Raw genomic sequence first — 26,253 nt, 5'->3', positions numbered from 1 at the left:
ATGATTGAAAAACTATACGATCTAAAAAAAAATCAAACTGATCAACTGTTAATGCAAAAAGGACAACTATTGTCAAAAATTGAGCAAATTGATTCAGAAATGATGTTTACTCAAAATAAAATTGATACAGCAACCTTACATAAGTTTGGTTCTATTTCTGATTTCTCTGTACTTGCTATGCATAAAAATACAATGAAACTTCATATTACTAAATTACAAAGTGAAAGAAATGCATATAACAGTCAGTTAGAAACATTAGTTGAACAAATTGTAGAACATCAAAAAGAAACAGAACAGTTTGCTTATATTTTAGAAGAAGAAAAAAGAGAAGCTTTACAAAAGTTACTTTTAGCTGAACAAGAAGCTTCTGATGAATATATTCAAAGTAAATATATAAGTAGATAAAAGGATAATAATTGATTAAAAAAGTAGTATTGATCTTAACTTTTGTTGTTTGCTCATATGGCCAAACTCAAGATAGTAGTTATCTTACAAAACAAAAAATAGAAATAAAAGAATTAAAGAAAGAATTAAATTCTTTTTATAATAAAAAAGAAAAAGAGTATCAAGAGAGAAAAAAAGAGTTAGAAACTATATTAACTCAAGTAAAAAGAGAAAAAAATAATATTCAAGACTTACATGATAAAAATCTTAAAATATTGCAAAGTATAGAGCAAACTGTACAAAGTAAAACAACAAAAATTTATAATTCTATGAAACCAAAAATCGCAGCTGGTATTTTTGATGTGATGATTAGTGAGGGTAAACTTGAAGATGTTTTTGATATAATCTTGAAGTTAAAAGAAAGAAATGTAACATTACTTATGAAGTTTTTAAGTGTACAAAATGCAGCTAAAATTACTGAAATGCTAGAAAATTATAATATTAACGAGAAGTAGAAGGGATTATTATGGCAGATGAGAATGGAGAAGAAGTTAAAGCGTCAGGCGGAGGTAAAGGTTTGATTATTGTTTTAGTGGCTTTAGTAGTTGTTCTACTATTAGCAGTTGTGGGAGGAGCATATTTCTTGTATTCACAAGGTATATTATCTCCTAAGCCAGAAGGCGAGCAACAAGAAAAGATGGTACAAAAAGAAGAAGCAGGTGATTCAAAAGAGACTTTTAAAGCTGCTGTTGATGATTTAGTATTAAATATTACTAACTCTAAAGGTAGAGAAAAGTTAATGAAACTTTCATTTACACTAAAAAGTGTAGAACCAACTATTGCTGCAATTGTTGAAGAAAGCAGAGCAGAGATTATTGATGTTGTTATTAATCAAATTAGTGCTAGAAGTTCAGAAGAGTTATTAACTGTTGGTGGAAAAGCTCTACTAAAAGAAGAATTGCTTGAAGAAATTAATACTGTTGTAAATGAAGTTACATCTAATAATGAAGATGTTAAATCTAATAATATTAAAAAGATATTATTTACTACTTTCGTAATTAAATAAAATGATTGTTGCAGTAAAAAGAAATAAAAAACAAAAAATCATAAGAATCCTTTCTTTAGCCTTTGTGGCTTTAATGCTTGTTGGCTACTATTTTCATATGAGTAGTCAAATGGCAGAACAAGATAGAATAGATATGGAAACAAAAAAAGCTGCTAAATTAAAAGAAGAAAAGATAAAAGAAACTAAAAAGAATTTTGAGCGAGCTGTTTTATCAGAGATTGAAAAAGCAGTTGATTTAGTAGGTCAAGAAAATGTTCAACATGTTAAAATTATTGAAAATAAGTTAGTTATTATTTGTGAATTAAAAACTAACCTTGATGCTTTAATGGTGAGATATGGAACCTTAGCGCTTATTAAAAATACTTTAAATGAAATTATTGTTGCTATTGATCTTAAATATATAATGGAAAGAAAGAAAAATGTTTAAAAGTTTAATTTTAATTTCAAGTTCTTTTTTCTTCGTCGCTTGTAGTAGTACTTTTTCTTCTCAAAAAATTGATTTCAAAAAACCAGAAGTTCAAATTCCTAAAAAAGCTCCAGAAGTTAGAAAAAATAAAGGTTCACTTTATTCAATGCAAGGAGCTTCTTTATTTGCTGATAAAAAAGATTTACAAGTTGGGGATATTATTCAGATTAATATTAACGAAGGCTTGAAATCAGATTCTAAAAATAAAAGAGAATTAACTAGTAATAGAAATAATGCTTTAGGTGGTGGAATTTTAGCTGGAACAAATGGTAATGTTTTAGGTGAAACTGCTGCAAAATATGCAAATAAAGTTAATAGAAATCTAGGTATTAATTTTAATACTACTAGTTCTACATCAGATAAGGGTGAAGTTAAAACACAATTTGATGAAACTTTCTCTACTACGGTTTCAGCTATAATAGAAGAAACATACCAAAATGGTAACTATTATATTAAGGGTTCAAAAGAACTACTTATTGATGGACAAAAACAAACCATTATAATAACAGGTGTGATCAGACCTTATGATATTAGTTCTGATAACTCTATTGACTCATCGCAAATTGCCAATTTAAAGATGTTATATGATAAAGAAGGTTCAGAAGCTGACATTATGGAAACTCCATGGGGCTTAAAACTATTTAGAGCTATTTGGCCCTTTTAATCTAAAATTAAGAAATGTAATGTGATAATTAGGTATCACTTTATAAGGAGATTCTATGCTTAATACATTAAATGTTTCATACTCAGGTCTTACTTCTGCAAAGATTGCTGTAGAAAACGTATCTAATAATATTGCAAATGAGAATACTCCAGGCTACAAAAAAAGAGTAGTCGATATGAAAGAGTTAGAACAAACGGACACTCGGTTTACTGGGCGTGGTGTTGGTTCTGACAATGCATATAGAATTACTTCTCAATACATGTTTGACAGATTATTATCTGAGAGTTCAAGACAAAGTAACTTCTCTAAAACATCTAGTATTTTAGCTAATGTTGAAGTTGCATTCAAAGAGACTGAAAATAGTGGATTCTCATCTGATTTAAACAGATATTTTCAAGCTGTCGAAAATTTAAGATCAAATCCCAATTCAGAAATCTATAAAAATAGCCTTGCTAATGAAGGTAAAGTAATTGTATCTTCTTTACAAAGTTTATATTCAAGTATTGAAAAAACTCAAGCTTTAGAAAAAGAAGAACTTCAATCAAATGTTACTAAGGTTAATTCTCTTTTACAAGAAATTGGTGGAATTAACGAAAAACTTGGTAAACAAAGTGTTGCTACTAATGACTTACTTGATAAAAGAGATCAACTTGAAGAAGAGCTATCTGGATATGTTGATATAGAAGTAAGTAGAGAAAACAACGAATATGAACTGAAAATTGCTGGTAATGTTGCTGTTAGATATAACACAAATGTAAGAGATGTAAAAGTAGTTGAAAGTAAAGAACCTCAGGTTGATAGATTTGTTGATTCAACAGGAATTGCCTCAAATACAAACTTTAAAGACGGTGTTGCCTCTGCTGGGGATGAAATTACATTTAAACTAAATAATAATACAAGTGTGACTGTAACAATTGGATCAAACCAATATACAGATACTGATGGTAATACACATGATATTGATATTGATGGGGATGGAAATCCTGATACTGTAACTGCATCAAACTATGTTCGAGCTTTAGCATATTCTATTAACGAAAATCCTAGTACTAAAGGATTAGTAACTGCATATAATGGTAATTATGTAGAAACTGCAAGTGGAAAAGTTGATAACAAAGCAATTGATAAATTTTTAGTAATAGAGTCAGATGAAAGTGGTTTAGATGGTAAGTTTGAATCTAGAATAACAGTAAAAGAGACAATTGCTGGAGTTGAAGAGAGAAGTAATACCTATAAAGACGAAAATCAAAGTTCAGATGCTGTGGATAAAGTTGCTATTGCTATTTATGATCAAGAGATTTCATTAAAATCTGGAACATTAAAAGCGCAAACTGATAGCTTAACTTCAAACTCTCCAAATAATAAGCTACAGGTTTATAAAGATAAATTAGATGCCTTTGCACGTACTTTTGCTGATGTAACTGATCAGTATATTAAAACTGGTACAGATCAATATACTTATGGAGAATTAGCTGCTGATGAGACTAATGGAACTATTACAAGTCTAAATTTATTCTCTGGAACTAGTGTTAAAACTATGACATTTAATGAAGCAGCAATTAATGATTTAGACCAAAAAGATTTAGATTATTTAGCTACATTACAGTGGAAAAAAGATTTATCATTTGATGGTAAAGCACAAGATCCAAGTAATAATGAAAATACATCTTTCTCAGAATTCTTTCAAGAAATTAGAGTAAATGTATCTTCGGATAAAGAGTCAAGTGACTTTTTACATAAAACACAAAAAGATGTACAAACAGCATTAACTAGTTCATATAATGAATTAGTAAAAGTTGATAAAGATGAGGAGCTGCTAAACCTAGTTAAGTTTCAAGCAGCCTATGAAGCGAATGCAAAAATTATTACAGTAATTGATGAAATGTTAAAAACATTACTTGGATTAAAAAGATAAAGGAGTAAATCATGGCTGAAGGTATATTAGGTTTAGGTGGTGGCGGTGCTGCTTCATTAAATCAAGAAACAATTGACAAACTAAAAGCTGCTGAAAGAAAAGCAAGAGTTGAACCTATTGAAACTAATATTGCTGATTTAGTTAAAGAAAAAGAAGTCTTTACTAATATTAGTGCTAAGGTTGCTGAGTTATTAACTGCGGTTAAGCCATTTGATGTCTTTGTATCTGGTGGAACTACTGCTTTTGATGAAAAAGCTGCTACAACTTCTGGGGATTCTGCTGTTTTCCAAGCCTCTGATGTATCTAAACTTAATAATGGTATTACAACTGTTGATATCAAAAGTTTAGCACAAAAAGATGTATATCAATCAAATACTATTACAGGAGCTCAAAAAGATGCTCTTGGAGATATTGGAACTTTGACTATTGCCGTTGGAAGTGATAGTTTTGATTTTAATACAGCCGATTATGCTACATATGATGAATTAACTGCTGCAATCACAGCAAAAGCTGGCGTAGCTGCTTCTTTAGATAGTGTAGGAACTGACTCACATCGATTAATCCTAAAAAGTGAAGATTCAGGTACGGCTAACGCATTAACTATTAGTGGTACTGCTGCTGATGATTTAGGTTTTACTACAGATGAAGTAGGAACTATTAATGCAACAAATCATACTTTAACAGCTCAGGATATGAGTGCTGAAATTGATGGGGTTTCATATAATGTTTCATCTAATAAATTAACAGTTGATGGATTAGATATTACTGCAAATAAAATTGGAGTTTCAACTATTAATATTAGTGATGATAATTCATTAGTTGTAACTAAAGTTCAAGATTTAATAACTAAATATAATGAACTTGTTGATTTAGTTTCAGGTGAGCTTGATAATGCAGATAGTTCAGTATCTGATAAGTCATCACTTAGAAATATTTTATCTCAAGTAAAAGATAAGTTATTTGGTCAATACGGAGCTAGTTCTGATAAGTCTGTATTTAATTATGGGTTTGAGCTTGATAAAACTGGTAAAATTACTTTAAATACGGCAACTTTTAATAAAGCTGTTGAAGATAATCCCGCTGCTCTACAAGAGCTATTTGTTGGTACTGCAGCAAATGAAGGATTTGGTACGCAACTTAAAGCTGTTATTGATGAAATGAATTTCTCAGGTGGAGTATTAGATAGTCAAGAAGACTCTATGGCTACAAGGGAAAAAACATTAAATGAAGATAAAGAAAAAGCTGAAAAAGCATTAGATTCTAAATATCAACAATTAGCACTTCAATTTGGATCTTATGGAGCAATTATTAGTGGTTTTGAGTCATCATTCTCTGGATTAAAAATGATGATCCAACAGTCTACTTCTTCTAACTAATATAAAAGAGAAAATAACTTTTTTCTCTTTTGTTTAAAATTAAGCAAATATATAATATACTATCCACTTATTAGAATATTATGGAGATAATATGGGATTAGATATATATAATCAACAAAATGCAGTTTCGGATGACCCTTACGTACTGATATTAAAACTATACGAAGGTATAATCAAATATCTTTCATTTATTAAGAATGCTATGGATGAAGGTGATATTGAAGCTAAGTTTACTTATATAAATAAAACAATTGCAATTTTCGATGAGTTAAGAAATGTTCTTGATTTTGATGGTGGGGATGTTGCATATTATTTAGATGGTTTATATCTTTACCAAATTGAGACACTTTTTGCTGCAGGTATTGATGATAACGTTAATTCTGTTAATCAAGTTATGAAAGTAGCACAGGGGCTAATTGAAGCATGGAAAGAAGAAACAGGTCTTTAAAAGCTTTACGTGAATTGGTATATATCGATTCACTAGATTCTTATGATAGAGCAACAGCTTTAATCCAATGGCATGAAGATTATCTAAAAGATTCTACAATTGAAGATTTTGATTTAGAACTAGATGATTTGAAACGTATGGAAGAACTTTTTTTTAAAAGTATTAATTTTTTGAAAGAACACAAAGAAGTTTCTAGAAAAGAATTAATTAATATGCAAAAGATGAAGAAGTTTTTAAACAACTAAATCTTTTGGATCTATATTTTTATCGTACAGATAAACTCTCACATTTTTAGGTATTTTATTTAGCCTACATTTTTCTTTGAATTTTTTATCCATTTTACTTTTTGAAAATGGAGCTATATAAATTAAATCATTACTTATACATACTGATATTTTATGAGATATTACAATTTCTTTTTGTCTTAAAATTTCATTTCTTGAAGCTTTTGATAATAATACACCTCTTTTTTTAAGATTTATATCTATTGTTCTTATATTAATATTATCATCATTGGATGCTTTAAAAACTTCTAATTCATCAATTTTTAAAATAGCTTTTTCTTCTATATTTAATGAATTTAAGTCATTCTGTAAATATTCAAAAGAATTTTTTATTCCATCTTTAAATTCACTCAAAAATTTATCTGAATAATTATGTCTAAAGTAGTTTCTTTTATATTTTTCATCAAAATTGCTATTATCCACAAAGTACTTTAAATTATTACTTTTTAGATAGTTTTGTAATTCATCTTTAGTGATTTCTAAAAGAGGTTTATATATTTTGTAAGTATTCTTATCTTCCCACTCTTTAAAGCCTAATAACTCAACAATACCAGCTCCTTTACTCATTTGCATCATAAACCATTCAAGTTTATCATTTAGCTGGTGAGCGGTAATTAAAGTGTCGTAATGGAACTGCTTGATTAAGTCTTCAAAAAAAGAGTATCTAATATCTCTTGCTTTTTTCTCAAAATTAGAATTTTCTAGTTCTACTTCTTTTATGAAAACTTTTTTATTGTATTTTTTTGCTAGTTGTTTTGCGTAAGTTACTTCATCTTTTGATTGCTCTCGTACATTATAATCAACAATTGCAATATCAAAAGGAATATTTTGTTCAAGTAACAAGAAGAATAGTGCAGAAGAATCTACCCCAGCTGAAAAAGCTAGTAGATTCTTTGTATTATTAACTGCACTAAAGTTTAGGGTCATTTTTATTTAATAACTCTTGCGATTAGTTTATCTCCAACTAATTCTGTAATAGTTACTGTATAAATTTGTCCAAATTTTAATTGTGTTTGATCTCCATTTTCTTCAAATAGTTCATTGTCATTGATGTATATTTCACCATCAATATCTGGAGCCCAAATAGTTTTTCTAGCAGATAATAAATATTCATGTTCATCACTTTCACCATCAACATAAACATCAAAAGTTTTACCAACTTCTGCTTCTAATGATTCTTGAGTAGTGTTTGCAATAATTGCTCCGATTTCATCTGCTCTATCATCAATAATTTCTTGATCAATTAAGTGATCAGATTTTGCAGCATGAGTACCTTCTTCTGTAGAATAAGAGAATACATTTGCTCTATCAAATTTATACTCTTCAATATATTTACATAATGCTTCATGATCTTCAATACTCTCACCTGGATGTCCGGCAATAAATGTAGTTCTTACAAAAGAGTTTGGTTTTGATTTCATATGATCCATTAATTCAATTAATTTCTCAACACCTTTTCCTCTTTTCATGATTTTAAGCATTGATGGAGTGATATGTTGTAATGGCATATCAAAGTAGTTTTGGAAGATTTTTGAATCAGCAATTTTATCAATTAAATCTAAAGTAGTAGTTGATGGATAAAGGTATAAAATTCTAGATGTTTTAATTCCTTCAATTTTATCAACTTCTGTGATTAATTGCTCTAGACCATCTTTATGACCTAAATCTCTTAGGAATGATGATGAATCTTGTGATACAAATGAGAAGTCTGTAAAACCTTTTTTTACTAAGGCTTTTACTTCTTTTACAAGAGATTCTAATGTTCTTGAATGTAATTTTCCTTTGAAAGATGGAATAGCACAGAATGAACAGGCTTGATTACATCCTTCACTTAATTTTACATAAGCATGGTATGAAGAACCTGTGATAACTCTTTCGTTTGTATCATTTGCAAGGAATACTTCATTTGTAAAGTTTGATCTTTTTTCATTTACAAGTTCGTCGATTTTGTCATAATCACCAACTCCTGTAAATACATCAATTTCTGGTAGTTCTTTTTGTAAATCTTCTTTATATCTTTCAGATAAACATCCAGCCATTACTAAAACTGATTGTTCTTTTCTTTCGTCGTGAAGATTTAAAATTGTATTAATACTCTCTTCTTTTGCAGAGTCAATAAATCCACAAGTATTTACAATAATAACATCAGCAGTAGCTGAATCATCTGTCATTGTATAATCACTTAGTTTTCCAAGCATTACTTCTGAATCAACTAAGTTTTTTGTACAGCCTAATGATACTAAATGTAAAGATTTTTGAGGGTTTTGAGTTGTAAATTTCATATATTATTAAAACCTTAATTTTTTCGCAATTCTAGCATAAATGAAATAATTTGTAAATGGGATAATATAGTTAGTTTTTTATAGTGTTTGTTGAATAAAAGAATAGAGAAATCTATCCTTTTATCTAAGAGTTATTTTTCTTTGATACCTTCAATTTCAATATCAAGTTTTACAGTATCTCCTACAGCTACTCCACCTGCTTCAATTACTTTATTCCAAGTGATTCCAAAATCTTTTCTTTTGATTTTTCCACTTAGTGCAAATCCTGCTCTATAATTACCCCAAGGGTCTTTTATAGTTCCACTATTATCAAAATCTAATTTAATATCTTTTGTAACATCTTTAATTGTGATTTTTCCATAAGCAGTGTCATCTTCAATTTTACTAAGAGTAAATGTAATTTTTGGGAATTTTTTTGCATTAAAAAAATCGGCTGATCTTAGGTGATCATCTCTTTTTTTATTTTCAGTATTTATTGATTTTACAACTATCTCACCATTAAGTGATTTTAGCATCTTTGCTTTTTCATCATATTCAAACGTTCCCTTAAATTCATTAAACTTTCCAGATACATTTGAAATCATCATATGTTTAACTTTGAAGCCAACATTTGTGTGATCTTTATCAACATTATAATTACCTGCAAATAGTGTTGAAACCAATAGAGTACTCGTAAGCGCTAGTTTTTTTAAGTTCATGTTTGTCCTTTTTGATAAATATTATTAAAATGTAACATCATAGAACTTAAAAAAACTTTATTTTATAATCTGATATATTTAATTTTCTTCAAGTTTAATGATTTAATTATTATTAAAAGATTATGTTGTTTAGATATAATTATTAAATAATATTTAAAAGAATGGGATGTTTAATGAATTATTGGCATATGCAACTTCATCCAAATGATAAAGCTTTTGGAAAAGAAAGAGAGATACTTGAGAAAAAATCTCTTATAGGATTAGGAGATTTGAAAGAAGGAGAAAAACAATTAAAACTATTTGAAGAAATAGAAATAGGGGACATTGTTTTAGTTAGAATTGGTAGAAAACCTATTGCTTTAGTTGAAGTTCTAGGAGATATTTTTAAAGAAGATAATCCAAATAAGACTTTAGACTGGTTTGAATATAGAAGAAGTATTAAAGTTTTAGTATATATTGAAAATAAAAATGATTTTCCTTCTCCTACAGGAACAATACAAAAACTAATTACAAAAACTACTAAATCTTATAAATATGTAGATTTATTAGTAAAAAACTATAATAATCAACCTTCTAATTTAGAATATAAAACTTCATTAAATCAAGATTTTTTAATACAAAATGCTTTAGGTGGACATAGAGGAAGTATTGATAGTGTAATAAAAATAGATGAAAAAACAATAGCTTCGTGTTCTTATGATGGAACAGTTCGAGTATGGGATATAAAAGAGAAAAAAGAGATAGCACTTTTAGAAGGGCATACTAATGTTGTTAATAGTGTAATAAAAATAGATGAAAAAATAATAGCTTCGTGTTCTTATGATAATACAGTTCGAGTATGGGATATAAAAGAGAAAAAAGAGATAGCACTTTTAGAAGGGCATACTAATGTTGTTAATAGTGTAATAAAAATAGATGAAAAAATAATAGCTTCGTGTTCTTATGATAATACAGTTCGAGTATGGGATATAAAAGAGAAAAAAGAGATAGCACTTTTAGAAGGGCATACTGATATTGTTAATAGTGTAATAAAAATAGATGAAAAAATAATAGCAACATGCTCGGATGATAATACAGTTCGAATATGGGATATAAAAGAGAAAAAAGAGATAGTACTTTTAGAAGGGCATACTAATGTTGTTAATAGTGTAATAAAAATAGATGAAAAAACAATAGCAACATGCTCGGATGATAATACAGTTCGAGTATGGGATATAAAAGAGAAAAAAGAGATAGTACTTTTAGAAGGGCATACTCGTATTGTTAATAGTGTAATAAAAATAGATGAAAAAACAATAGCAACATGTTCTTATGATGAAATAGTTCGAGTATGGGATATAAAAGAGAAAAAAGAGATAGCACTTTTAGAAGGACATACAAGTATTATTAATAGTGTAATAAAAATAGATGAAAAAACAATAGCAACATGCTCCTATGATGGAACAGTTCGAGTATGGGATATAAAAGAGAAAAAAGAGATAGCACTTTTAGAAGGGCATACTGATATTGTTAATAGTGTAATAAAAATAGATGAAAAAACAATAGCAACATGCTCGGATGATAATACAGTTCGAATATGGGATATAAAAGAGAAAAAAGAGATAGTACTTTTAGAAGGGCATACAAGTATTGTTAATAGTGTAATAAAAATAGATGAAAAAACAATAGCAACATGCTCCTATGATGAAACAGTTCGAGTATGGGATATAAAAGAGAAAAAAGAGATAGCACTTTTAGAAGGACATACTGATATTGTTAATAGTGTAATAAAAATAGATGAAAAAACAATAGCAACATGCTCGGATGATAATACAGTTCGAGTATGGGATATAAAAGAGAAAAAAGAAGTAGCTAAATATGACTTAAAAGCAATAGAGATTTTCTACAAAAATAACTTTTTAATAGTTAAACATTTTGATAGTAATATTTCAATCTGGTTTTTAGATAAAGATAATAGTTTAAAAGACACTACTAAGAAATATGAAGTGAAATCTAATATAAATTATATTTCTGTTGATGAAGATACTTTGATTTTTTCGACAGCCTCTGGTAATTTATATGTAGAAAAATTAGATTTTGATAATATTCATATAATTAACAAAAACTATACAAATCATTTTCATATAAAAACTTTGTTATTAGGGAATAGTGCAGTTGGTAAAACTACACTTGGATATGGACTTGAATATAATAAGTTTAATGACGATATTCATTCTACTCATGGAATGAGGTTTTTTAATTTTTCTTTTAAAGAAAAAATATCAGTAAAAGCAAATAATATAAATGAAAAATCAGAACATAATTTTAGTTTTGATATATGGGATTTTGGTGGACAGCCAGAGTATCAGATTTCACATAAGCAAAATTTCGATAATACAAGATTAATATTTTTTGTAGTTGATTTGCAAAAAGAAGATAACTCAATATATTTTTGGATAAATAGTATAAAAGAGCATATTCATCAAACAAATAAAAAACAATTAAATATTTTTATTATAGGAACGAAAAAAGATAAATCAGATGAGACAGAAAAATATCTAAATAAAATAAAAGATTTGATGTATGAAAATTTGAATAGTTTTGGTATTGAAAAAGAGTTTATAAAAGTTATTCATCATAATACTTTGAATTTAGATAATGATAAAAATATGGAAGAAAACTTATTATTAGTAGAAATGAAAAGCTATGTTGTAAATAATTTTGAATATGAAAAAGATAAATTACTTACTTCCGCAGGATATTTGGCATTTGAAGAGATAAAAAAACTACAAAAAGAACACTTTTATTATGAGTTTAATACTTTAGTGGATAAATTAAAAAGTGAAAATATAAGTAAGTTAAATATAGAAGATGCTTTAGATCTTCTAAAAAAAGATGGAAGAATTGATGAATTAAGAGAAGATAGTGAAAAGTTTTTAGTATTTAAGCCTTATTGGAAAAATCTTTTTTCAACTGCAATTTTAAGATATGCAAGTGAAAATAAAATTGTATCTTCTAGTATTTCTTTAAATGACTTGTTTTCACATTGTTTTGATGTTGAATTTGACAAGTTGTTTGAGATAGAAAAAGAATTTTTAAGTGATGAAAAAATATATAAAGGTTTATTTACTAAACACTCAGTTAGAGGTAAAGTTCAAGTATTATTTATGAAAAGTATTATTTCAAATTTTGTAAATGATAAGATCTGTTACTTAAATAATGGAATGTTAGTCTTTCCTTCACGATTTAAAAATAAGAATGAAGAATTTAATAAAAAAGGATATTTTCAAGTAGAACAGGTAAATTTAGTTTCAAAAAAACAAGTTGAAATAAATATCGCAACAATAGTAAGTTGTTTGTTTTATTCAAGTGAATACGAAGTTTTAAAATACTTGTCTAAAGGTGTAAAACTAAGAAAAATAAATAGTAATGATTTATATTTAATTGAGTTTTCAAGAGAAGATATATTAAGTCATAGTACAAATCAAAATACCACAACTATAAAAGTTTATGCTAATAAGGAGACTGAGAGTAATCATGAATTGGTTGATTTTATAGAAGCAATTTTAGAAAAACATTTAACTAAGTATTATCAACAAAAAGAGTTTACTGTAATATCAAATGATGAGTTTAAAAAAGAATATATCATAGGAAATATCTCAATGATATTTGAGCCAGATAAAGAAAAATTATTTTTAGCGTGTTTAGAAAATAAAACAAATATTACAATTAAAGAAAACACTCATAAAGTATGTGCAGTTAATAAGAGAGAGTTATTAAAGATTGATGAGAATATTGAAAAATCAAGAAATATTATTTTTGATAAATATGATAATTGGTTGGAAAATAAGAAAGATAATAAAAGAAATATATTACATTTAAGTGATTTACATTTTGGTGAAAATACTGATATTAAAATGGAAATAACTCTTTTAAAAGAAAATATTAAAACAAGAATTGATTATTTAATTCTAAGTGGAGATTTAACAGCAAAAGGTAGTGCTAAAGAGTTTACTCTTATTTATAAGTTTATTTCTAAATTAATTAAGATATGTGATATTGATGCTCAAAAAGTATTTATAGTTCCTGGTAATCACGATTATAGTAGAGTAATAACTCATAATGCTTATGGTATTGAAAGTTTTAATCCAAACAACTTTGATAAAAACAGTGACTATAAAATAAATGATAAAATTTTTTTAAAAAGAGATATAAAAAAATGGAACTGCAGGTTTGAGAACTTTAGTGAATATTTATATGAGGCTTTATATCAAGAACCTTTTATTGTAGGAAAAAGTCAGAAGCTAATTCAAGATAATGAGTTTAGTTTTATATTGATTAATACATCTTTAGAAATAGACCACTTTAATTTACAAAAAGTTAAATTTGATACTAAGTCTTTTGTAAATATCCAAGATGAAATTAAAAAAGATAATGTAAGGTTTGTAGTGGGCCATCATCCTATTGATTATGAAAAATCATATGATTTTGTAAATAATTTACACCAATTTAAAATTAAAGCGTATATTCATGGACATGTTCATAGAAATAATTTGATTTCTTTTAATGATATAATTGTAGGAAAAGAAAAAATAATGTACATAGGCTCGGGGCTATTTTCAAGTGACAATAGCTATAGCCAATTGCCGGGAGTACCTTTTCGGTATAATATTATAACTTATGATATGGATTCAAATAAACTGTCAGTAGATACAAGAGAGCGAGAAAGTATAACAATGAATTGGAGACCATCATCTTTATATCCTCAAGAGGATGGTTCTTTTAAAAATATATATATAGAAAAATAAGATAAGAAGGAAACTTCTTATCTTATAACCAGATATTGTCCAATAATCTAGTATTTCCAAATCTAACAACAATCAAAATAATACAGTTATTTAACTCTATAGTTTGAATCTCATTAAATTCTCTATCAACTATTGCTACATATTCAACATCAAGTTTTTCCATTACTTCATGGATTTTGTTTTTGATAGTTTTAGTATCTCTTTCATCTTTTGCTATTAATGAAGCAGCTGTGTATAAAGATTTAGATAATAAAAGTGCATCTTTTCTTTGTGTTTGGTCTAAATAAATATTTCTAGAGCTCATTGCTAAACCATCATTTTCTCTTACAATATCACAGGCTACTACATTTATTGGAAGGAATAAGTCTTTAACCATTTGAGTAATTAAAGATAGTTGTTGGGCATCTTTTTTTCCAAAGTATGCATTTGTTGGTTGTGTTAATCCAAATAGTTTTAAAACTACTAATAATACTCCATCAAAATGTCCCGGTCTAGCTTCTCCTTCTAGCATATAACTTTTATTAGGAGCTTTTATTAATACCTCTTCTTTTCCATACATTGTTGATATTTCTGGCATAAATAGATAATCCACTTTGCACATTTCACAGATTTTTTTATCTGCTTCATCTTTTCTAGGATATGCGTCTAAATCTTCCCCTGGTAAAAATTGTGTTGGGTTTACAAAGATTGAAACAATTACAATCTCATTTTCTTCTCTAGCTTGTTTTATTAGGGAGATATGTCCATCATGTAAGGCTCCCATAGTTGGTACAAAACCAACACTTGAAGTTATAGTTTTTCTAATATTTTGTAATTCTTCAATAGTTCTTATAATTTTCAAATATGTTCCTTATTAAATTTTTTAGTTGTTATCGTAGTTTGGATTTAATTTTAGTAGTACTAAGTCTGCAATCATATTCCCAATAAGTGTTAAAAATGCACCAATAATTAATATTCCCATAATTACTGGATAATCATGTGATAATGCACTTTTAAAGAATAATAACCCCATTCCATCAATTGAGAAGATTGTTTCAAGTATTACTGAACCTCCAATAATTCCTGGAAGAGATAATCCAAGTAGGGTAATTACTGGTGGATATAAATTTGGTAAGATATAGTGTCTTAATATTTGTTTGTCATTTAGTCCTCTAGCTTTTGCAAAGAATATATAATCAGATTTCAATATCTCAATAGTAAGTGATCTAATATATAAAGTTAAACTTCCAATTCCTCCAAATACAATTATAAATATTGGTAAAATTAAATGCCATGCAAAGTCTAAATAATAAGCTAAACTTCCATCATCACTCATAGTATGAAGCCCAGCAATTGGCAAAACTTCAAAATTAATAGCAAAAACCAATACTAAAAGTAGTGCCAAATAAAATGAAGGCATAGAGAAACTAAGTAGTGATAATTGTCCTGTAAATCTATCAAAAAAACTATTTTTGCTTAATGCGGCTTTGATTCCTAAATATAAAGATATTATAAAAATTAAAACCATTGATATAATATTTATAGTAAGTGTAATTGGAATACGAGAAATAATCTCATCCTTTACCATACTTCCACTAGCAAAAGAGATTCCAAAATCAAGTTGTAATATAGCTAATACCCAAGAGAAAAACTGAACATATAATGGCTGATCAAGACCATAAATAGCTTTTAATTGAGCTATTGATTCTTTTGTAATATTAGGATTTAATTCTCCACTAGCAAAAAAAGAATTTGGTGCAGCATTTATTGCAAGAAAAGAGATTAGACTAATAATAAATAACATTACAATAAGGTATAATACTTTTTTAATAAACAGTTTCATACTTGAAATTATACACAAATAGGTTTAAAATGATAGGAATAGATGTAGCATCAATTGATAGAATAAAAAGAATGCATGAAAAATTTGGTAGAAAAGCCTATGAGAGGTTTTTAGACGATGAAGAAATCGAGTTAATAAAACGACCAGAAACAGCTGCTGGCTTTTGGGCAGCAAAAGAGGCTGCTAGTAAAGCAATAGGTACAGGAATTGGTGCAATTTGTTCTTTCCATGATATTAAAATATCAAAAAGTAAAAAAGGCGCTCCCAAACTAAAGTACACAAAATCTTTACGAAAAAAATTTAAAATAAAAAAATCATATGTATCAATTACTCATGATTCAGGCTTTGCAATAGCTGTAGTAAATTTAGTAAAAAAATAACTTTAGGAATAAACATGACTTGTGCTAGCTCAGATTGTAATATGACAAAAACAGATTCGAATATAAGAGTTGTATTAATTATAATATCTTTTGTAATGGCATATATTATGCAAAGTTGGATGATGCTTATGATGGGTCTTATGACACTTTATACAGTATTTGCTAATAAGTGTTTTATTTATAGATTACTTGGAATAAATGAAGGCTTACGAGAAGAAAACAATTTTTTATCTTCTTTACCTGAGAATAATCCAGAACCAGTTTTTGTAATAGATGAAGATGCTTCAATTTTATTTAAAAATATCCCCGCAATTAATCTTTTCCCAAATACTATGACTTTTGATTTTTTAAGTGATAAGATTGAACTTCAAGAGATTTTAAATGAAAATAAACTAATTAAAATTAAACATACTTTTGAGAATAAGGAAACTTATCAGTTCTCACTAAAAGGTGTAAAAGATATTAATAAGATTATGGCTTATGGTACAAATATTACAGAGTCTATAAAAGCAAATGAAGAGATTATTAATATTCAAAAAGATGTAGTTTATGCAATGGGTGCTATTGGAGAAACTAGATCTAAAGAGACTGGCAACCATGTAAAAAGAGTTGCTGAGTACTCAAAAATATTAGCTTTAAAATATGGTTTAGATGAAGCCCAAGCTGATTTATTGAAACTAGCAAGCCCAATGCACGATATTGGAAAAGTTGGAATAAAAGATGAGATATTAAATAAACCTGGAAAACTAACAGATAAAGAGTTTATTGTTATGAAAACACACTCAACACTTGGCTATAACATGTTGAAAAACTCTGATAAACCAATTTTAAAAGCAGCAGCAATAGTAGCTCATCAACACCATGAAAAATGGGATGGAAGTGGATATCCTAAAAAACTAAAAGGTGAAGAGATACATATCTTTGGAAGAATCACAGCAGTTGCTGATGTATTTGACGCCCTTGGAAGTGATAGAGTTTACAAAGAGGCATGGCCACTTGAAAAGATATTTAATTTATTTAAGGAAGAGAGAGGAAAACATTTTGATCCTCAACTAATAGATCTATTTTTTGATAATTTTGAAGAGATAGATGAAATTAGATTAAAATATCAAGACAAGTCAAAAAAGTAATCTAAGAGTGGTTACATTTTTTGTCTTTTATTGAACTTAGTTTCCATATAGTTTTTTCATGACAAGTATCACAAAATGGAATAACCTCTTCTTTTTGTAGAGTTTTACAAGAGTTACAAACTTTGCATCTTAATGTAATATTTTCAATTGCTTTCTCACCCACGTGAAATTTCATTTTCATAGTAACTGCTGTATACATTGATACAAAAAATGGAACAAAAAAAGTCAAAATAGCTTTATACATATTTATTTTTTCAAACTCTAAAGAGAATATATAATCCCCTTGGTTTATGATATTTAGAATGATACCAACTATTAAAGCAATTTTAATAGCTCGTATAATGAGTTCTTTTGATTTAATGATGATTATTAATAGGTCTAGATTATTCAATTAAAATCCTAATTTAGTATTTCTTAATTGTATCGCTGTTTTGTTTATTAAGTGTTAGCTTCGAAATAGGTATCGCTCTAAGATAATTTTTGCTGCAATTGAATCAACTCTTCCATCTCTTTTATATTTGATTTCGCCTTTGATTAAATCTTCTGCTTCAATTGAACTCATATTTTCTTCTTGGAATTCAAAAGGAATATCTAATTCTAATAATTTAACAAAATGATTGATTCTTTTTTGCATATCTTCACTTGCACTTGGAAGTCCAACTATTAGTTTTTCTATTTCCCATTCTTTTAAAAAAGCATTAACATCATTTGCTGCTTGGTTCCTATTTTTTCTCAAAATTGCGCTTTGTGGAGTAACAATATCACTACTTAGACAGATAGCAACTCCTATTCTTTTTAATCCAATATCAATGCATGCTAGTTTCATTATGAAAAACTTTTCCTTAGTATAATTTAGATACTATTATAACCTTTAAAGAATAAAACTAGGGAAAATTAATGAAATTAGCTGTTTTTGATTTTGATTCAACACTTATGGATGGTGAAACTATCGACTTTCTTGCAAAGCCATTAGGTTTAGAAGAAAAAGTTGCTGGGATTACTGAAAAAGCGATGGCCGGAGAGCTAGATTTCTTTGAATCTTTAATAGAGAGAGTATCTTTATTAAAAGGTTTAGACTATGCTCAAGCTGTTGAAATTTGTAAAGATTTACCACTTATGCCAGGAGCTACTGAACTAATTCCTGCACTAAAAGAGAAAGGTTACAAAGTAGTTTGTTTCTCTGGTGGATTTAGAATTGGTACTTCACCTGCTAAAGATAAGTTAGGTTTAGATGCTGACTTTTCAAATGTATTACATGAAAAAGATGGAGTTCTAACTGGTCAAGTTGGTGGAGATATGATGTTTGGATTCTCAAAGGGTGATATGATCCAAAGACTTCAAAACATTCTAGGTGTTTCTAAAGCAGATACTTTAGTTTGTGGAGATGGAGCAAATGATCTATCTATGTTTGAACATGCAGATACTAGAATTGCATTCTGTGCAAGAGAAGTTCTTAAAAAAGAAGCAAACATTATTGTTGATAAAAAAGATTTAACAGAAATTCTAAAACATATATAAAAGCTTTTTTTTAAGGCTTTTTTTAGAAATTGAATATTAAAAGAAATGTCCTCTTTGTAAGGACTATTAAAAGGAATAAATGATGAGTTTAAAAGAAGATATTAATTACTCTTTATGGTGTGATTTTATTGAAAGAGATTTTTTAGAAAATAGATTTCAAGAGATAATTAAAGATGAAATAATTCAAGGTGCTACATCAAACCCTGCGATTTTCGAATCATCAATTTCTAATTCTGTAGCATACAAACAACAACTTGATATGTTACAAGCAAATAATGCAAAAACTATTTATGAAGAGTTAGCGTTAACTGATATTAAAAGAGCTTCAGTTCTTTTATCTGATTTACATAAAAATGATTATGATGATGGTTTTATTTCAATTGAAGTTGATCCATTATTATGTGATGATGCACAAGGAACTATTGAAGAGGGTGTTAGATTAAACTCACTAATTGGTTCTGATAATGTAATGATTAAAGTTCCTGCAACAGATGCTGGATACATTGCAATGAGAGAATTAACTTCAAAAGGGATTCATGTAAATGCTACATTAATCTTCTCACCTGCTCAAGCAATTAAATGTGCTCAAGCACTAGATGAAGGTATCAAAGAATCAAATAAAGATATTAAAGCAGTTGTTTCTGTATTTGTATCTAGACTTGATAGAATAGCTGATAGTGACTGTTTAAATAAAGGTTTAGAAACTGCTAGATTAGGAATTGTAAACGCTACAAAATGTTATCATGAAGTTAATAAATTTGAAAATAAAAACATTAGAACTTTATTTGCTAGTACTGGTGTAAAAGGAAATGAGTTAGCTCCTTCTTATTACATTGATAATTTAATTTACCCAAATTCAGTAAACACTGCTCCTTTAGCAACTATTGAAGATTGGTTAGAAGATGGTATTAAAGAACCTACTGAAATTATGAGTGAAGAAGCTTGTAATGAGTATTTTGAATTATTAGCTGAAAAAGGAATAAATGTTGAAAATATTTATTCAAAACTTTTAAAAGATGGACTAGATGCTTTCAAAGTGTCATTTAAAGATCTTTTATCAAAACTAATTAACTAATAAAGATTTGTAGTACTAGAAATAGTGCTACAGTCTTTATACTATCGCGCTTCCTCTTTCTCAAATATTACAAATTAGCAACAAAAAAACTTTCTCCAATTAAGTAACTTTTCGATAAAATCTTCCATTATTAAATAAAATTAAAAGGCAAATAAATGAAAACTTGGAATCCAAGTAGTTGGAGAGATTTCCCAATCAAGCAACAACCAACTTATAATGACTTAGAAAAATTAAAGAAAGTAGAGAATGAATTAAGTTCATATCCACCTTTAATTTTTGCTGGTGAAGCATTAAGTTTAAAAAATCAATTAGCGGATGTTGTAAATGGAAAAGCTTTTCTTTTACAAGGTGGAGACTGTGCTGAATCATTCACTTCATTTAATGCGAATAATATTAAAGATTTATTTAAAGTTATGATGCAAATGGCAGTTGTTTTAACTTTCTCAGGTGGATGTCCTGTAGTAAAAGTTGGACGAGTTGCAGGACAATTTGCAAAACCAAGATCTGCTGATTTTGAAGAGATAAATGGTATTTCTTTACCTTCATATAGAGGAGATATTATTAATGATATTGACTTTACAGAAAAATCTAGAAATCCTAAATCAAAAAGATTATTAAAAGCATATAATCAAAGTGCTGCAACAATGAACCTTTTAAGAGCCTTCTCAAGAGGTGGAATGGCTGATTTAAATAGCGTTCAATCATGGAACTTAGACTTTGTAAAAGATAATGAATTAGGTTCAAAATATGAAGAAATTGCATCTAAGATTACTGAATCATTAAACTTTATGAAAGCATGTGGAATTACTAGTGAGAATACTGCTCAACTAAATCAAACTACACTATTTACTTCTCATGAAGCACTACTATTAAACTATGAACAAGCATTAACTAGAAAAGATTCTATTTCTGGTGACTGGTACAATTGTGCTGCACATATGTTATGGATAGGTGATAGAACAAGAGACTTAAAAGATGCTCATATTGAGTACTTTAGAGGTATTAAAAACCCTATTGGTTGTAAAGTAGGACCTTCTATGAAAGAAGACGAATTAATCCAATTAATTGATACTTTAAACCCAGAAAATGAAGCAGGAAGATTAAATCTTATTGTTAGAATGGGTGCAAATAAAATTGAAGATCATTTCCCTAAATTATTAGCAAGAGTTAAAAAAGAAGGTAAAAATGTATTATGGTCATCAGACCCAATGCATGGAAATACTATCAAAGCTGATAATGGTTACAAAACTAGAGATTTTGAAGCAGTATTAAGTGAAGTTAGGAAATTCTTCCAAATCCACAGAGCTGAGGGAACTTACGCTGGTGGTATTCACTTAGAAATGACTGGACAAGATGTTACTGAGTGTACAGGAAGTGCTAGTTCTGCTATTACTCAAGAAGGTTTAGCGTCTAGATATAATACTCAATGTGATCCAAGATTAAATGCTGATCAAGCTTTAGAGTTATCATTTATGATTGCAGATACATTAAAAGAAGCTAGAAAAGATATAATCGTATAATTATATCTTTGGCATAAAAAAAGGGGAAGTTATTAAAACTTCCCCTTTTTTTTATAAAAATTTCTCTTTATAATTATCTTCATTAAATCCTACAACTACATCATCAGCTGCTTCAATAATAGGTCTTTTTAAAAGCATTGGTTCTTTACATAACCATTCTACTTTACCTTCATCATCTAAATTTAATTCTTTTAATTTTAGAGTTCTATATTTCGTTCCTCTGTTATTGAAAACTAAATCAATACCAGCTTTATCACACCAAGACTTGATAGAATCAGAAGTTGGAATCTCTTTTTTTGTATCAGAGAATTCTACTTCAATGTTGTTGTCCTTAAAAAACCTTAAGGCTTTTCTAACAGAGTCTCAGGTTTTTATTCCATAAACCTTAATCATGTTAATATTTCCTATTCTATAATTTTTGGTACTACAAAGTACCCATCTTCACTTTTTGGAGCATTACTCATAATGTGACTTGAAAGTTCTAAATCTTGTTTAGCAACATCTTCTCTTAATGGTGTTCCACCCTCAACAGTATTAAATGTAGCTTCTATACTTGATACATCAATTTCATTTAGATTTTCAACAAAGTTAATAATATCAGCAAGTTCAGATTTAAGATTCTCTTTTTTTGCCTCATCAATTTCTAAACTAGATAGTTTTGATAATTTTGCAATTAAGTTATCATCTACAGTCATAATATTCCTTGTTTATTTATATATTCGTGATTATATCAAAAAAGAGTTTTGTGTGGGATTAAGAAAAAAAAGATTGTAATAAGTGGGGCTTATTATCTTACTTGTTATATAATTAGTTATAGAAAGCAGAAAATATTTGTATATATTAGGAGAGATATAAATGATAAACCTGATAGATTCTTATTTAGGTGAACAGATTGATTTAGAGGTGGTAACTCCCCTTTTTGAAGATGGTGATTACACGATATATTGGTTAGGAATTGATAATGAAACAGCTTTTAGATGTAATGTATATCTAATTAAAGCAGGGGATGAAGCACTGATTGTTGATCCAGGAAGTAGGGGGTTTTTTGAACAAGTAAAATCAAGAGCTTTAGAAGTAGTTTCAAAAGAAAATATAAAAGGTCTTATTTTATGTCACCAAGATCCAGATGTATCAGCATCAATGGTTGATTGGTTAGATTATAAAGAAGATATTACAATTTATTCAAGTGATAGAACAAATGTATTATTACCTCATTATGGAAAAGAAGATTATAACTACGTAAGTGTAAATCAAAATCCAGTACATGAATTCTCAAATGGACGACAATTAGAATTTATAGAAGCTCCATTCTTACATTTCCCCGGTGCCTTTGTAACATATGATAGAAGTTCACAATTTTTATTATCTGGTGATATTTGGGCTGCACTAGATATAAATTGGGAATTAGTAGTAAAAGATTTTGATGAACATATTAATAATATGAATTTATTCCATATAGATTATATGGCTTCAAATATAGCTGCTAGAGGTTTTGTATCAAAAATCGAGCACAAAGAAATAAATGCAATTTTGCCTCAACATGGTTCAATTATTAATAAAAACTATGTTTTAAACGCACTTGAGTATCTAAGAAACCTAAAATGTGGTACTGATATTATTTATGGAGATATCTATTGATAGAAACACTTGAAGAGTATAAAAAAGAGAATAAGGTCCTAAGTAGAAAACTAAAATTAATGGAACAATCATTATCTCAATTTACTTCAATTAAAACAAATTATGATGTATTAATTAAAAAACTAGAAGAAAAAGACAAAAATCTAAGAGATATTAATAATAAGTTAGAGGATTTAGTTAGTGAAAGAACTAGTGAATTAGAAAATATTAATAAACAATTAGAGAAAAATCTAAGATTATTAGAAGAATTATCAACAACTGATGCCTTAACAAATCTTAGAAATAGAAGAAGTTTTGATGAGATTTTTGCACAAGAATTTAATAGAGCAAAAAGACAAAATTATGAATTTAACTTCTTAATAATTGATATAGATTACTTCAAAAAGTACAATGATTTTTATGGTCATAGAGCTGGGGATGAAGCTTTAAAAGCTGTAGGTAAAGTACTTAATAAATTTGCTAGAAGAGCTAATGATTTTGTATTTAGATATGGAGGAGAGGAGTTCGTTTACATAAGCTGTTTTCATGACTTTAAAGAGATTGAAACCTTAGGAAATGCAATAAGAAAAAGTATCTATTCTCTAGAAATTAACCATGAAAAGAACCCTCATAATTTCTTGAGTGTTTCTATTGGTGGAATTGTATTTAAAGATAAAGATTTATTAATAGAAGAGGTGTTTAAAACAGCTGACGATAATCTATATATATCAAAAGAAAATGGAAGAAATAAGGTCACTATTTCTATATAAAAACCTTTGACTATAAAAAGTTATTTCTTAAAAATAAGCTTTTAAAATTAAGTTACACTTAAGCTTATATGTGTAACAATTACTATAACAAATGAATATTTGACTAGCCAAACCTATCGCGAGGTAGGGACGGAAAGCCACGGGTCTTGTTGAAGATAGCCGGGTTGCACCACTTACTATATAACACTGCAACTACATGTTCAACAAAATTATTTTATTGTTATTACATTACTTTATTTAAGGAGCATACTATGCTAAATTTTTTAAAAAGAAGATTAAAAAACGAAAAAGGTGCGATGGATAAAATCCTAGTTACATTGTTATTAGTTATTGTTGGTGTTGGAGCTGTTGTTGGTTTAAATACTTGGGTTGGAACTGAAACTGATGGTGTTAAAACTGCTGCAAGTTCAAAAATCGGTGAAGTTACAAGTTCTTCTTCTGAATAAAAGAGTAGTTATCTACTCTTTTATTACGTTTAGCCCAAAGGGGCAATTATGTTTTCAATAAGTTTTTATATATTTTCTTTGTTCTTATCTTACACTGACTTCAAAAAGTTTTTAGTTCCCAATGACCTTGTGATTACTATGAGTATTATGCTTTTAACTTTTGGATTTTTAGACTCGAAAATATATATAAGTTCTATTGTTTTACCCTTAGTTGTACTAATCTTTTTTTGTGCAATTATGCTTATAAATAGAAATATTATTTTAGGTGGCGGAGATATAAAATATATGATGTTAGTGGCATTATTTTTACCTCTAAAATCTTTTGCTTTATTTTTACTTATTACTGGTATTTTACAAAGTTTATTACTTTTGTATATGCAACAAATAAGAAAGAAAAAGATTGCCCCAATGGTTCCAATGATGTTTTTAGCTGTGGTTATAGTGGAACTTCTAGTTTTAGCTGACTTATACCCATTAAAATAGACAAGGGAGTAAAAATGAAAAAAGCATTTATTGATCAAATCATGTTAGGCTTTTTCTTATTTGCTTCTCTTGTAATATTTGGAGCAACAGTTTCAGATGAATATGAAGCTAGAAATAAGGCTGTTAAACTTCAAGAAATTACTAAACTTACAACTAGAGCTTTAGCAAAACATTATATGTATAATGAAGATATGGAAGCTGCTGAAGTTATCGCTAATGACATACTTAGTGAAACAAAAATAGGACAAGAATTAATTGATAACAATTTTATCTCATATGTTTGGAGAGATTTAGATGCAGATGGTTTACCAAATGTAGTTACTTCAACAATTGCAGGATATAAACAAGATAACTTTTGGTTTAAATTTATTGATAAAGATGAGTTTAATTTACCTTCTGTTAATTGGACAGAATATGTTACAAAAGATGAATCAGACATTATTTCTATTGTTATGAGATATGGTGGTTCAAATGCTGGTTATCACAATATGATTGGTACTTATGAATTAGATGATAGTAGATGTTTTTCTAATCCTGCTTTAGTTTTAGTAAATAAAGAAGACCATGAAGTAGGGGATGAACTTGGTTCATATACTAACCTTGATACTCGATTTTTTATTATCCCTGATGGTTACGATAGATTTGGTAATAGAACAAGTACTTTAAATAGTTCAATATCAATTAATGGATGTGAAGGAGAAATACCTTCTGTAAATATTGATGAAAATATTGACTCAGGAGATGTCTATTTTCAAGATACGGAGTTTAATACTGATGATGGTTATGATCATATGCATGAGGTTGGAAAAACATATTTTGATTTATATAAACAATATGTATCCCAAGATATTACATATTGTTCACGATATAGAAGAGGAAGATGTAGAGAATATAGTACTAGAGATGCTAACTGGGATGATTGGGTTACTTATGCTGCTACTAATGATATAGATTTTGCAAATGATCCAAATGATGAATATATTATTACAATGGAAGATTTACCAAATGGTGGAGATAAAGATTTTAATGATATTAATTTAGATACTACAAAAGTGAGAGTTCCTCGAAGTGTAGATACTGTGGACATTGAAGATGGCATTGATGTTTCACCATAAATAGGAA

Annotated in this window: 28 protein-coding genes, 1 pseudogene and 1 riboswitch; of the genes and pseudogenes, 20 read left to right on the top strand and 9 right to left on the bottom strand. The window is 28.0% G+C overall.

Going from position 1 to position 26,253, the window contains the following annotated elements:
* The 9 genes from ALEK_RS15735 to ALEK_RS15695 all read left to right on the top strand — a co-directional run bounded on the left by ALEK_RS15735 (window position 1) and on the right by ALEK_RS15695 (window position 6,564).
* Window positions 1-405 carry a hypothetical protein gene (locus tag ALEK_RS15735; protein WP_071628047.1) on the top strand — a complete coding sequence of 135 codons (405 nt, stop codon included), beginning with the start codon at window positions 1-3 and terminating at the stop codon, window positions 403-405.
* Between the two features lie 11 nt (window positions 406-416).
* Complete coding sequence (locus tag ALEK_RS15730; protein WP_071628046.1) at window positions 417-899, top strand: MotE family protein; 483 nt, start codon at window positions 417-419, stop codon at window positions 897-899.
* 11 nt (window positions 900-910) lie between these two features.
* Entirely contained in the window at window positions 911-1,450 is a 540-nt protein-coding gene (locus ALEK_RS15725; RefSeq protein ID WP_071628045.1) for a flagellar basal body-associated FliL family protein, read from the top strand.
* Window position 1,451: 1 nt separating this feature from the next.
* A complete protein-coding gene (locus tag ALEK_RS15720; protein ID WP_071628044.1) occupies window positions 1,452-1,877 on the top strand; it encodes a hypothetical protein in 426 nt (141 codons plus the stop codon).
* A complete protein-coding gene (locus ALEK_RS15715; protein ID WP_071628043.1) occupies window positions 1,870-2,580 on the top strand; it encodes a flagellar basal body L-ring protein FlgH in 711 nt (236 codons plus the stop codon). Before ALEK_RS15720 ends, ALEK_RS15715 begins: the two co-directional genes overlap by 8 nt.
* 55 nt (window positions 2,581-2,635) lie before the next feature.
* Window positions 2,636-4,495 (top strand): flagellar hook-associated protein FlgK, encoded by a 1,860-nt coding sequence (locus ALEK_RS15710; protein WP_071628042.1) that lies wholly within the window; start codon window positions 2,636-2,638, stop codon window positions 4,493-4,495.
* Between the two features lie 11 nt (window positions 4,496-4,506).
* The gene (gene fliD, locus ALEK_RS15705) at window positions 4,507-5,871 is read left to right on the top strand and encodes a flagellar filament capping protein FliD (RefSeq protein WP_071628041.1); all 1,365 of its coding nucleotides are present in this window, start codon (window positions 4,507-4,509) and stop codon (window positions 5,869-5,871) included.
* A 91-nt stretch (window positions 5,872-5,962) separates the two neighbouring features.
* On the top strand, window positions 5,963-6,319 hold the full coding sequence (fliS, locus tag ALEK_RS15700) for a flagellar export chaperone FliS (RefSeq protein WP_071628040.1): 357 nt from the start codon (window positions 5,963-5,965) through the stop codon (window positions 6,317-6,319).
* Complete coding sequence (locus ALEK_RS15695) at window positions 6,295-6,564, top strand: hypothetical protein (RefSeq protein ID WP_071628039.1); 270 nt, start codon at window positions 6,295-6,297, stop codon at window positions 6,562-6,564. Before fliS ends, ALEK_RS15695 begins: the two co-directional genes overlap by 25 nt.
* On the opposite strand, the gene tilS is transcribed toward ALEK_RS15695, so the two are convergent.
* The 3 genes from tilS to ALEK_RS15680 all read right to left on the bottom strand — a co-directional run bounded on the left by tilS (window position 6,553) and on the right by ALEK_RS15680 (window position 9,583).
* A complete protein-coding gene (gene tilS / locus ALEK_RS15690) occupies window positions 6,553-7,530 on the bottom strand; it encodes a tRNA lysidine(34) synthetase TilS (protein WP_071628038.1) in 978 nt (325 codons plus the stop codon). The two genes, ALEK_RS15695 and tilS, sit on opposite strands and share 12 nt — an antisense overlap.
* A gap of 2 nt (window positions 7,531-7,532) precedes the next feature.
* Window positions 7,533-8,885: a 30S ribosomal protein S12 methylthiotransferase RimO gene (gene rimO / locus ALEK_RS15685; protein ID WP_071628037.1), complete on the bottom strand. Its 1,353-nt coding sequence runs from the start codon at window positions 8,883-8,885 to the stop codon at window positions 7,533-7,535.
* A gap of 131 nt (window positions 8,886-9,016) precedes the next feature.
* The gene (locus tag ALEK_RS15680) at window positions 9,017-9,583 is read right to left on the bottom strand and encodes a YceI family protein (protein ID WP_071628036.1); all 567 of its coding nucleotides are present in this window, start codon (window positions 9,581-9,583) and stop codon (window positions 9,017-9,019) included.
* A gap of 173 nt (window positions 9,584-9,756) precedes the next feature.
* On the opposite strand from ALEK_RS15680, the gene ALEK_RS15675 reads away from it, so the two are divergent.
* Complete coding sequence (locus ALEK_RS15675) at window positions 9,757-14,370, top strand: metallophosphoesterase (protein WP_173424161.1); 4,614 nt, start codon at window positions 9,757-9,759, stop codon at window positions 14,368-14,370.
* Window positions 14,371-14,392: 22 nt separating this feature from the next.
* Here the strand turns inward: ALEK_RS15675 and panC are convergent, their stop codons facing one another.
* Both panC and ALEK_RS15665 read right to left on the bottom strand, forming a co-directional pair.
* Window positions 14,393-15,211, bottom strand: a complete 819-nt coding sequence (panC, locus tag ALEK_RS15670; protein WP_071627484.1) for a pantoate--beta-alanine ligase — start codon at window positions 15,209-15,211, stop codon at window positions 14,393-14,395.
* A 21-nt stretch (window positions 15,212-15,232) separates the two neighbouring features.
* Window positions 15,233-16,192 (bottom strand): ABC transporter permease, encoded by a 960-nt coding sequence (locus tag ALEK_RS15665; protein WP_071627485.1) that lies wholly within the window; start codon window positions 16,190-16,192, stop codon window positions 15,233-15,235.
* Window positions 16,193-16,221: 29 nt separating this feature from the next.
* On the opposite strand from ALEK_RS15665, the gene acpS reads away from it, so the two are divergent.
* Together acpS and ALEK_RS15655 are read left to right on the top strand one after the other, a co-directional pair.
* Window positions 16,222-16,572: a holo-ACP synthase gene (gene acpS / locus ALEK_RS15660; protein WP_071627486.1), complete on the top strand. Its 351-nt coding sequence runs from the start codon at window positions 16,222-16,224 to the stop codon at window positions 16,570-16,572.
* Between the two features lie 14 nt (window positions 16,573-16,586).
* A complete protein-coding gene (locus tag ALEK_RS15655; RefSeq protein WP_071627487.1) occupies window positions 16,587-17,702 on the top strand; it encodes an HD-GYP domain-containing protein in 1,116 nt (371 codons plus the stop codon).
* A 1-nt stretch (window position 17,703) separates the two neighbouring features.
* Here ALEK_RS15655 and nrtS read toward each other — a convergent pair whose 3' ends face one another.
* Complete coding sequence (gene nrtS, locus ALEK_RS15650; protein ID WP_071627488.1) at window positions 17,704-18,093, bottom strand: nitrate/nitrite transporter NrtS; 390 nt, start codon at window positions 18,091-18,093, stop codon at window positions 17,704-17,706.
* Window positions 18,094-18,147: 54 nt separating this feature from the next.
* On the bottom strand, window positions 18,148-18,528 hold the full coding sequence (gene ruvX / locus ALEK_RS15645; RefSeq protein ID WP_071627489.1) for a Holliday junction resolvase RuvX: 381 nt from the start codon (window positions 18,526-18,528) through the stop codon (window positions 18,148-18,150).
* A gap of 71 nt (window positions 18,529-18,599) precedes the next feature.
* On the opposite strand from ruvX, the gene serB reads away from it, so the two are divergent.
* The 3 genes from serB to ALEK_RS15630 all read left to right on the top strand — a co-directional run bounded on the left by serB (window position 18,600) and on the right by ALEK_RS15630 (window position 21,815).
* Window positions 18,600-19,220, top strand: a complete 621-nt coding sequence (serB, locus tag ALEK_RS15640; protein ID WP_071627490.1) for a phosphoserine phosphatase SerB — start codon at window positions 18,600-18,602, stop codon at window positions 19,218-19,220.
* Window positions 19,221-19,302: 82 nt separating this feature from the next.
* Window positions 19,303-20,295: a transaldolase gene (locus tag ALEK_RS15635; protein ID WP_071627491.1), complete on the top strand. Its 993-nt coding sequence runs from the start codon at window positions 19,303-19,305 to the stop codon at window positions 20,293-20,295.
* Window positions 20,296-20,450: 155 nt separating this feature from the next.
* Complete coding sequence (locus ALEK_RS15630) at window positions 20,451-21,815, top strand: class II 3-deoxy-7-phosphoheptulonate synthase (RefSeq protein WP_071627492.1); 1,365 nt, start codon at window positions 20,451-20,453, stop codon at window positions 21,813-21,815.
* Window positions 21,816-21,866: 51 nt separating this feature from the next.
* On the opposite strand, the pseudogene ALEK_RS15625 reads toward ALEK_RS15630, so the two are convergent.
* Window positions 21,867-22,166, bottom strand: a pseudogene (locus tag ALEK_RS15625) (arsenate reductase family protein); the annotation flags it as partial.
* Between the two features lie 53 nt (window positions 22,167-22,219).
* Window positions 22,220-22,510, bottom strand: a complete 291-nt coding sequence (gene gatC / locus ALEK_RS15620) for an Asp-tRNA(Asn)/Glu-tRNA(Gln) amidotransferase subunit GatC (protein WP_071627493.1) — start codon at window positions 22,508-22,510, stop codon at window positions 22,220-22,222.
* A gap of 160 nt (window positions 22,511-22,670) precedes the next feature.
* Between gatC and ALEK_RS15615 the strand changes: the two genes are divergently transcribed.
* The 5 genes from ALEK_RS15615 to ALEK_RS15595 all read left to right on the top strand — a co-directional run bounded on the left by ALEK_RS15615 (window position 22,671) and on the right by ALEK_RS15595 (window position 26,246).
* Window positions 22,671-23,453, top strand: a complete 783-nt coding sequence (locus ALEK_RS15615) for an oxygen-binding di-iron domain-containing protein (protein WP_087148733.1) — start codon at window positions 22,671-22,673, stop codon at window positions 23,451-23,453.
* Window positions 23,450-24,202: a GGDEF domain-containing protein gene (locus ALEK_RS15610; protein ID WP_071627494.1), complete on the top strand. Its 753-nt coding sequence runs from the start codon at window positions 23,450-23,452 to the stop codon at window positions 24,200-24,202. The genes ALEK_RS15615 and ALEK_RS15610 overlap by 4 nt, the downstream gene beginning before the upstream one ends.
* 96 nt (window positions 24,203-24,298) lie before the next feature.
* Window positions 24,299-24,374, top strand: a riboswitch (cyclic di-GMP riboswitch).
* A gap of 79 nt (window positions 24,375-24,453) precedes the next feature.
* The gene (locus tag ALEK_RS15605) at window positions 24,454-24,648 is read left to right on the top strand and encodes a hypothetical protein (RefSeq protein WP_071627495.1); all 195 of its coding nucleotides are present in this window, start codon (window positions 24,454-24,456) and stop codon (window positions 24,646-24,648) included.
* 48 nt (window positions 24,649-24,696) lie between these two features.
* Window positions 24,697-25,131: a prepilin peptidase gene (locus ALEK_RS15600; protein WP_071627496.1), complete on the top strand. Its 435-nt coding sequence runs from the start codon at window positions 24,697-24,699 to the stop codon at window positions 25,129-25,131.
* Window positions 25,132-25,145: 14 nt separating this feature from the next.
* A complete protein-coding gene (locus ALEK_RS15595) occupies window positions 25,146-26,246 on the top strand; it encodes a DUF4114 domain-containing protein (RefSeq protein WP_071627497.1) in 1,101 nt (366 codons plus the stop codon).
* The last annotated feature ends 7 nt before the right edge of the window (window positions 26,247-26,253 follow it).

This window comes from Poseidonibacter lekithochrous, from assembly GCF_013283835.1.
In the GTDB taxonomy this organism is placed as follows: domain Bacteria; phylum Campylobacterota; class Campylobacteria; order Campylobacterales; family Arcobacteraceae; genus Poseidonibacter; species Poseidonibacter lekithochrous.
Note: the sequence above shows the minus strand (reverse complement) of the source record. Positions and strands in the feature narration are given on the sequence as shown.